7 protein-coding genes and 1 pseudogene are annotated in these 7543 nt (G+C 66.6%); 7 read left to right on the top strand and 1 reads right to left on the bottom strand.

Annotated elements, in window-relative coordinates:
* The 7 genes from G3N98_RS37405 to G3N98_RS37375 form a co-directional block, all read left to right on the top strand.
* On the top strand, positions 1-805 hold an 805-nt coding region (locus G3N98_RS37405; RefSeq protein WP_206150935.1), incomplete at its 5' end, for a type II secretion system F family protein.
* A 4-nt stretch (positions 806-809) separates the two neighbouring features.
* Complete coding sequence (locus G3N98_RS37400; RefSeq protein WP_089472666.1) at positions 810-1820, top strand: type II secretion system F family protein; 1011 nt, start codon at positions 810-812, stop codon at positions 1818-1820.
* Between the two features lie 23 nt (positions 1821-1843).
* A complete protein-coding gene (locus G3N98_RS37395) occupies positions 1844-2731 on the top strand; it encodes a pilus assembly protein (protein WP_206150934.1) in 888 nt (295 codons plus the stop codon).
* 24 nt (positions 2732-2755) lie between these two features.
* Complete coding sequence (locus G3N98_RS37390) at positions 2756-3085, top strand: DUF3613 domain-containing protein (RefSeq protein ID WP_089472668.1); 330 nt, start codon at positions 2756-2758, stop codon at positions 3083-3085.
* 11 nt (positions 3086-3096) lie between these two features.
* On the top strand, positions 3097-4971 hold the full coding sequence (locus G3N98_RS37385; protein WP_206150933.1) for a TadG family pilus assembly protein: 1875 nt from the start codon (positions 3097-3099) through the stop codon (positions 4969-4971).
* A gap of 17 nt (positions 4972-4988) precedes the next feature.
* On the top strand, positions 4989-6380 hold the full coding sequence (locus tag G3N98_RS37380; RefSeq protein ID WP_089425235.1) for a sigma-54 dependent transcriptional regulator: 1392 nt from the start codon (positions 4989-4991) through the stop codon (positions 6378-6380).
* A 54-nt stretch (positions 6381-6434) separates the two neighbouring features.
* On the top strand, positions 6435-7136 hold the full coding sequence (locus tag G3N98_RS37375) for a DUF2968 domain-containing protein (protein ID WP_089472670.1): 702 nt from the start codon (positions 6435-6437) through the stop codon (positions 7134-7136).
* Positions 7137-7213: 77 nt separating this feature from the next.
* Here G3N98_RS37375 and G3N98_RS37370 read toward each other — a convergent pair.
* Positions 7214-7543, bottom strand: a pseudogene (locus tag G3N98_RS37370) (RNA chaperone Hfq); the annotation flags it as partial.

Here is a 7543-nt window from a genome sequence, read left to right as displayed (position 1 = left end):
GCCCGCGCCCGGCGCGGCGCGCGCGCAATCCGCCGCGCCGGCTTCGCGCTGGGCACACTGGCGCGAGATCGCGACGGAATACCTCGCCAACCTGGCGAGTCGTGCAGGGATCGAGGATGCCCGCGGCAAGGCGCTTCTCGCGCTACTGGGATTGGCCGCGGTCGGGCTCCTGGCCGGTAACCGGGGCGGCTGGCTCGCTTGCATCGCCGCGCTCGTGTGCGGCGCGTCGCTGCTCGTGTTCTGGCTCGTGTCCCGCATTCAGCGGCGGCGCCTGACGATCGTGCGCCAGTTGCCGTCGTTCCTCGACGGCATCGTGCGTCTCGTCACGCTCGGCAACAGCGTGCCGGCGGCGTTCCAGGCTGCGCTGCTGACGACGGAGGCGCCGTTGCGCGGGTGTCTGGACCACGTATCGCGGATGTTGCGCACGGGGGTCGAGATCGACCGTGCGATGGGGCATATCGCGAGCGTCTATCAGACCAAGGAGTTCGAACTGGTCGGTTCGGTGCTGCGGCTCTCGGTCCGGTACGGCGGCCGCGCCGATGTCATGCTCGACCGGATGTCGACGTTCATGCGCGACCTCGAGCAGGCCGAGCGGGAGCTGGCGGCGATGTCGTCGGAGACGCGGTTGTCCGCGTGGGTGCTGGTCATGTTGCCGATTGCGATCGGCAGTTTCGTGATCGCGACGAATCCGCTCTATCTCCAGTCGATGTGGAACGACTACACGGGACGTCAGCTGTTGTTCGTCGCCTTCATGCTGCAGTTCGCGGGCGGGATCTGGTTGTACCACATGGCCAAACTCAGGTGACGGCATGACCGCCAATCAACTCGGTTCGCTCGCACTGGCGCTCGGCGCACTCGGCGTCGTGCTGCTGGCATGGCTCGCGGTGCGCCGCGCGGGGGCGCAGACGCGCAGCGATCGCACGCTGGCCAGCGCGCTCGAGCGGCGCACCGCGACGCTCGAGGCAGCGGGCGCACGGGCCGCCCAGCAGTCCGATGAATCCCGGCCGAATCCGGTCGGGCGCGATGCCGGAGCCAGGCCGTCGTTCGTCGTGCAATGGCTGGACCGCCTGTCGATGGTCGGGACGCGCCTGCTCGACACCCGTCTGGGCCGGTATCTCGTCGCCGACGAAGATCGGCTGTTGCTGGAGCAGTGCGGCTACGCCGACACGCGTACCCGCGGGCTGTTCCTGAGCGCACGGCTCGCCTGCGCGATCGTCGTGCCGTTGCTTTTCCTCGTGCTGATGGGCTCGCACCTGACCGGCGCGCAATGGCGGGCAGGCGGGGGCATCGCGCTCGTCACCGGCTTCATGTTGCCGAAGCTCTACCTGCGACGTCGTGCGGCACAGCGCCGGCAATCGGTGATCGACGAACTGCCGCTGCTGGTCGACATGCTTCGCTTGCTGCAGGGTGTCGGATTGTCGCTCGACCAGAGCATCCAGGTCCTGACGAACGACTTCAAGGGAATGATGCCCGTGCTGTCGCTGGAAATGGAAATCGCCCAGCGGCAATTCGCTGCCGGCCGGACGCGCGAGCAATCGCTGCAGCGGCTGTCGTCCGGTTTCGAGAACGAGGATCTGCGTGCGATCGTGCGGCTGCTGATCCAGGTCGACAAACACGGCGGCGCGGTACAGGAGCCGCTCAAGCAGTTCGGTGACCGGTTGCGCGAGGCGCGCCGCGCGATGCTGCGCGAACGGATCGGCAAGCTGACGGTGAAGATGACGGGCGTGATGATCCTGACGTTGCTGCCGGCGCTGCTGATCGTGACGGCCGGGCCGGGAATGATCTCGGTGTTGCGCGCGCTGAGCCAGGCGCAGCCCTGATGCCGGAAAGCCAAGGAAGCAAGATGAGACGCATCGATGAAATCGTGAAAGTGGCCGGCGTGCTGGCGATGGTGGGCCTGCTCGGCGCGTGCTCGGCGTTCAAGGAAAGCGGGTACGGCGTCGGTCCGCAGGCCGAGCGCGCGGCGCTGATGGACGCGGCGGCGCAGAAGCAGGCGGCGCCGGATACGCCTGGCATGTATCTCGGCCTGATCGAGCGGATGCAGTCGCAAGGGCTGTATTACGCGTCGCTGGCGCATATCGACGCATACGAAAAGCAGTACGGCGCATCGCCGCAGACGATCCTGCTGCGCGCCGATGCCTTGCGCATGACGGACCAGCCCGCCGCGAGCGCCGCGGTGTATACGCAACTGCTCAACACGACGCTCGCCGCGCGCGGCTATCGCGGTCTCGGGCTGATTGCCGGCGGCGCGGGCGATTTTCCGCGCGCCGCGCAGGCGCTGTCGCAGGCCACCGTGCTGGCGCCGACCGATGCGTCGACGCTTTCGGATCTCGCCTACGCGAAGCTGCGCAGCGGCGATGTCGAGGGGGCGCGCATTCCATTGATGAAGGCCGCGGAGCTCGATCAGAGCAATCCGAAGATCATCAGCAACCTGGTGCTGTACCTGCTCGCATCCGGCCGCACCCACGATGCGCAGAAGCTGATGGCGCAGCAGAAGCTGTCGGCGGACGTTCGCAACGACATCCGCAACGACGCGACGAGGATCACCGCGGCGGCACGCACGTGGCGTCGCGCGTCCCAGGCGCCGGCTTCGGCGTCGGTTTCCACGCCGATCGGTTCGGGGAGCGTGGTCGACGTGTCGGGCTCGGATGTCGCGAAGCGTCCGTCCCCGGTGGCGAACATCCAGGGATTCGATCCGACTGCGCCGCTGCTGCAGCGGTTTGCACAATGAAAAAAGGCATTGGGGAGAACTGACATGACGAACAACAAGAATCCCGGTCGCGTGGCACGCGTGTGCCAGGGTGTCGCGCTTCTCGTGCTCATGGGGGCCGCTACCGCGGCGTATAGCGATCAGCCGGCGCCCGACGCGTCGGAAATCGGTCATGCAACGAACGCACTGCTGGCATTCCAGCGTGACGGACGTGCGGCCGGGCCGGCGTTGCCGGCACTGGGCGATACAGCGTCGCTGTCCTATCAGCGCTATCTCGAATCGTTCAAGCACAAGATTCCGGAATCGATGGGGTCGCCGGTCAACGCGAACGGCAACGGATCGTCCGGCGGGCAGGGTTCATCGCAATCGTATTGAGCGGAGCTTCGATGAGCACTGCTCGACATGCATCGAACCGGATGGCCGGACCCGGTCGCGCGTCGCCGCGGCGGCAGCGGGGTTCGGTCGTCGTCACGGCGGCCGTGTGGATCCTGCTGTCGATGGTGATTCTCGGTTCGGTCGATATCGGCAACGTCTTTTTCACGCGCCGCGACATGCAGCGCGTGGCCGATCTTGCTGCGCTCGCCGCGGTTCAGAAGCTGGACGACACGTGTGCGAACGTGACCTCCGTGGCCACGAGCAACGCCACGACGAACGGCTTCACGCTGGACGGCAGCGGCACCACGTCGCTGGCGGCCGAATGCGGTTATTGGGCGCCGTCGGCGACCGGGACGGCGAGTTCGTTCTATTCGTCGAAATCGACGGTGCCGCTCGCGACGCAGTTGAATGCCGTGCGGGTGACGGTCTCCAAGACGCTGCCGTATTTCTTCTTCGGGCCGACCCGCACCGTGACCGCCACGTCGACCGCGAAGGCAACCAACATCGATACCTTCTCGATCGGCGCGACGCTGGCCGCGGTGGGCGGCGTCGGCTGCTCGGGCGCGCCGAGCGGGAACCCCGGCCTGGTGAACGCGCTGCTGGGCTCGCTGTTGCAGGGGCAGGGCGGCACGCCGCTGAACCTCAATCTCGTGTCCTACCAGGGGCTCGCCTGTGCGAACGTCAAGCTCGGCGACATCGCCGTCGCGCTGCAGTCGCTGTCGGTCGGCAACGGTACGATCGGCGGGCTGGTCAATGCCAACGCGTCGGTCGGCACCTTGCTCAACGCGATGGTGGCGGCCGTCAACAAGACGACCACGCTGGGTACGACGCTGCAGACCAGCGCAACCGGCGCACTGACCACCCTCGCCAACCTGAACCTGCTCAGCAACACGGCGCTCAAGGTCGCCAGCCTGACCGGTCAGGGCGCGACGTCGCTGCTGACGCTCGGCCTCGCGAACACGCAGGCGGCGGCCGACGCGACCGTGAACGTGCTCGACCTCGTGATGGCGATGGCGCAGATCTCGCAGGCCGGCAAGCCGGGCGTGGTGATCGGCGCCAACGTGCCGCTAACGCTGCCGAACGGCAACTCGGTTTCGATCGTCCAGTTGCAGGCGCAGGTCATCAGCCCGCCGACCATTGCGGTCGGCGAAGGCGGGAAGGACAAGAACGGTGCGTGGCGGACGGTTGCGACGAACGCGCAGGTCGGCCTGTATCTCGTCGTCAACCTGGGCGTGAATCCGCTGCCGGTCGTGGTGTCCGCGAACGTGTATCTGCCGCTTTACGTGCAACTGGGTGCCGGCAGTGCGACGCTGCTGTCGACCAACTGCCTGACATCGCCGAATTCCGCGACGATCACCGCGCAGCCGAGCGTCGCCAATCTCTGCATCGGCCAGCCGCCGCTCACGGCCGGCAATCTGCTGAACCTGCCGGCGAACTACAGTTGCTCGACGCCGGCCAAGGTGCTCGACGTGCTGGTTCTGGCCGGCGCCGTCGAGGTGTCCGCGACCGTTTCCAACGTGTCGGTAAATCTGGCCGGCAGCCCCGCAACCAATACGTTCTACGGGCGCGGCGGCAGCGATCCGTCGTACTACTGGACAACCAATACGAACGCGCTGGGTTCGGCCGTGAACAACGCGCTGGCAGGCCTGAAAGCGGCCCAGATCACGCCGACCGTGAGCCTGCTGTTCGGGATCGTCACCGTCACGATCCCGCCGGATTTCATTTCGTCACTGCTGTCGGTACTGACCACCGTTCTGAGCCCGCTTTTGACCGCGCTCGACGGTATCATCGACCCGTTGCTGGACTTGCTCGGTGTCCAGCTCGGTGCCGCCACGGTGCATCAGATGTCGCTGACCTGCGGCGTCGCGCAAACAGTCAGCAATTAGAGAAGCAAGACCACCCGATGAGAACCACGCCCGCAATCGAAGAGCTCGACCTGTACGTCTGGGAAGGCAAGGCGGACATTGTCGACCGCGTCGCCCGGTGCATGGCGAGCTTCGACGTCGAAGTGATCCGCGCCGACAACGCGGAGATCTCGCCCGAGCGCGCCGCCTTGCGGCCGTCGCTGGCGATCATCAGCGTGACGATGATCGAAATCGGCGCCGCGTTCCTGCGCGACTGGCAGGCCAACATCGGCATGCCGGTCGTCTGGGTCGGCGCGGCGCGCGATCACGACGCGTCGCAGTATCCGCCCGAGTATTCGCACATCCTGCCGCTCGACTTCACGTGTGCCGAACTGCGCGGGATGATCGGCAAGCTCGTCACGCAGCTACGGGCGCATACGGCCGAAACGTCGCATCCGACCGAACTCGTCGCGCACTCGGAATCGATGCAGGCCCTGCTGCACGAAGTCGATACGTTCGCCGATTGCGACACCAACGTGTTGCTGCACGGCGAAACCGGCGTCGGCAAGGAGCGCATCGCGCAACTGCTGCACGAAAAACATTCGCGCTACCGGCATGGCGAATTCGTGCCCGTGAACTGCGGTGCGATTCCCGACGGCCTGTTCGAATCGCTGTTCTTCGGTCATGCGAAGGGATCGTTCACGGGCGCGGTTGTTGCGCATAAAGGCTATTTCGAGCAGGCGGGCGGCGGCACGCTGTTCCTCGACGAAGTCGGCGATCTGCCGCTGTACCAGCAGGTCAAGCTGCTGCGCGTGCTCGAGGACGGCGCGGTGCTGCGCGTCGGCGCGACGTCGCCGGTCAAGGTCGATTTCCGCCTGGTCGCGGCGAGCAACAAGAAGCTGCCGCAGCTCGTGAAGGATGGCCTGTTCCGCGCCGATCTCTACTACCGGCTCGCGGTGATCGAGCTGAGCATTCCGTCGCTGGAGGAGCGCGGCGCCGTCGACAAGATCGCGCTGTTCAAGTCATTCGTCGCGCAGGTCGTCGGCGAGGAGCGGCTCGCTCAGTTGTCCGATCTGCCGTACTGGCTGACGGATTCCGTCGCGGACAGCTATTTCCCCGGCAACGTGCGTGAACTGCGCAACCTCGCCGAGCGTGTCGGCGTGACGGTGCGGCAGACGGGCGGGTGGGATGCCGCGCGGCTGCAGCGGCTGATCGCGCACGCGCGCAGTTCGGCCCAGCCGGTCCCGGCGGAGAGTGCGGCCGAGGTGTTCGTCGATCGCAGCAAGTGGGACATGAACGAGCGCAACCGCGTCATTGCGGCGCTCGACGCAAACGGCTGGCGGCGTCAGGATACGGCCCAGCAACTCGGCATCAGCCGCAAGGTCCTGTGGGAAAAAATGCGCAAATACCAGATCTTCGACGAGGAGCCCGAGACCCGCGAAAGTGAGTAATTAATGAGATAAAATCGCGCTGAATTACAACGACTCGGGCGGGAATAGAACTTCATGAGCCATATGACGGGGTTGGGAAGGGCGTGCGTATTGTTCGCCCTGGCGGGAGGCATGCAGGGCGCATACGCGCAAAGTCTGGCGGACAGCGGTTCGCCCGTCGTACAGCAGGCATCGGCGCCGGTGGCGGCGATTCCGGTGATCGATTCGCAGACGTCGCTGCAGCCGCAGGCGGGCGAGTCGACGGGGCCGAGCACGGTCGACGACTTGCAGCGCCAGATCCAGGCGCACTCGCTGACGGAAATGCGCACGAGCTACAACGGCAGCTACGGCGCGAGCCTGCTGTTCAACGTGAAGGACGGTGCGTACTTCGTCGCGCTGTTCCAGCAGAAGGCGTTCTGGCGCGTCATCAAGACTTACGACGAAACGCGTGCGGAAGCGATCTATCGCGATTTCTCGCGCCAGGCGGAGCGGCTGGCCGTGAACGAACTGCGGGCGGCGAAGCTGGAATCGCAGAAGGCGCAAATGGACAAGCAGATCGAGGTCACGCAGGATCGCGCGCGGCGTCTGCAGGCGGATATCTCGATCGCCCGCCAGCAGCAGGCGGCGGTCGCGGATCGCCAGAAGAGCGTACGCAACGAGACGGCCGCCTTGCAGGCGCAGCAGGCCGAGCTTCAGTCGCAACTGCGCGCGTTGCAGCAGCAGGTGCGTTCGTTGCAGCGTGAGGCCGATGCAGGCCTGCCGACGACGGCACGCTGAACCCGGCGGCGGTGCGGCGACATGCCGCGCCGGCGGCACCAGTAAAAAGGGCAAGCCGGTTGGCTTGCCCTTTTGCTTTACTGGCCGTCCGGCACGATTCGCCGGCGGCGCGTCACGATGACCGGCCCGCTGCCGCCGCGGGAATCCGACGACGAGGCGTTGCCGGATGCGTCGCCGGTGTCGCGCGGTGCGCCGTAGCTTTCGCGCGGTTCACGGGGTTCGCGCGGGGCACCGTAGCCTTCGCGCGGCTCACGCGAGCCGTAACCCTCGCGCGGTTCGCGCGAGCCATAGCCTTCACGCGGTTCGCGGGAGCCGTAGCCGCCGTCGCCGCGCGATTCACGCGGGCCGCCGTGCGAGCCGTACGGGCTGTGACCGCCGCCTTCACGGCCGCCGGGGCGCCCGCCGGT

This window comes from Burkholderia sp. Tr-20390, from assembly GCF_017104595.1.
GTDB lineage: Bacteria > Pseudomonadota > Gammaproteobacteria > Burkholderiales > Burkholderiaceae > Burkholderia.
Note: the sequence above shows the minus strand (reverse complement) of the source record. Positions and strands in the feature narration are given on the sequence as shown.

What these genes read in the sequence shown, in the direction of transcription:
- G3N98_RS37400 (WP_089472666.1), top strand. Translation starts at nt 810, where the DNA reads ATGACCGCCAATCAACTCGGTTCGCTCGCACTGGCGCTCGGCGCACTC.
- G3N98_RS37385 (WP_206150933.1), top strand. Translation starts at nt 3,097, where the DNA reads ATGAGCACTGCTCGACATGCATCGAACCGGATGGCCGGACCCGGTCGC.
- G3N98_RS37375 (WP_089472670.1), top strand. Translation starts at nt 6,435, where the DNA reads ATGAGCCATATGACGGGGTTGGGAAGGGCGTGCGTATTGTTCGCCCTG.
- G3N98_RS37390 (WP_089472668.1), top strand. Translation starts at nt 2,756, where the DNA reads ATGACGAACAACAAGAATCCCGGTCGCGTGGCACGCGTGTGCCAGGGT.
- G3N98_RS37395 (WP_206150934.1), top strand. Translation starts at nt 1,844, where the DNA reads ATGAGACGCATCGATGAAATCGTGAAAGTGGCCGGCGTGCTGGCGATG.
- G3N98_RS37380 (WP_089425235.1), top strand. Translation starts at nt 4,989, where the DNA reads ATGAGAACCACGCCCGCAATCGAAGAGCTCGACCTGTACGTCTGGGAA.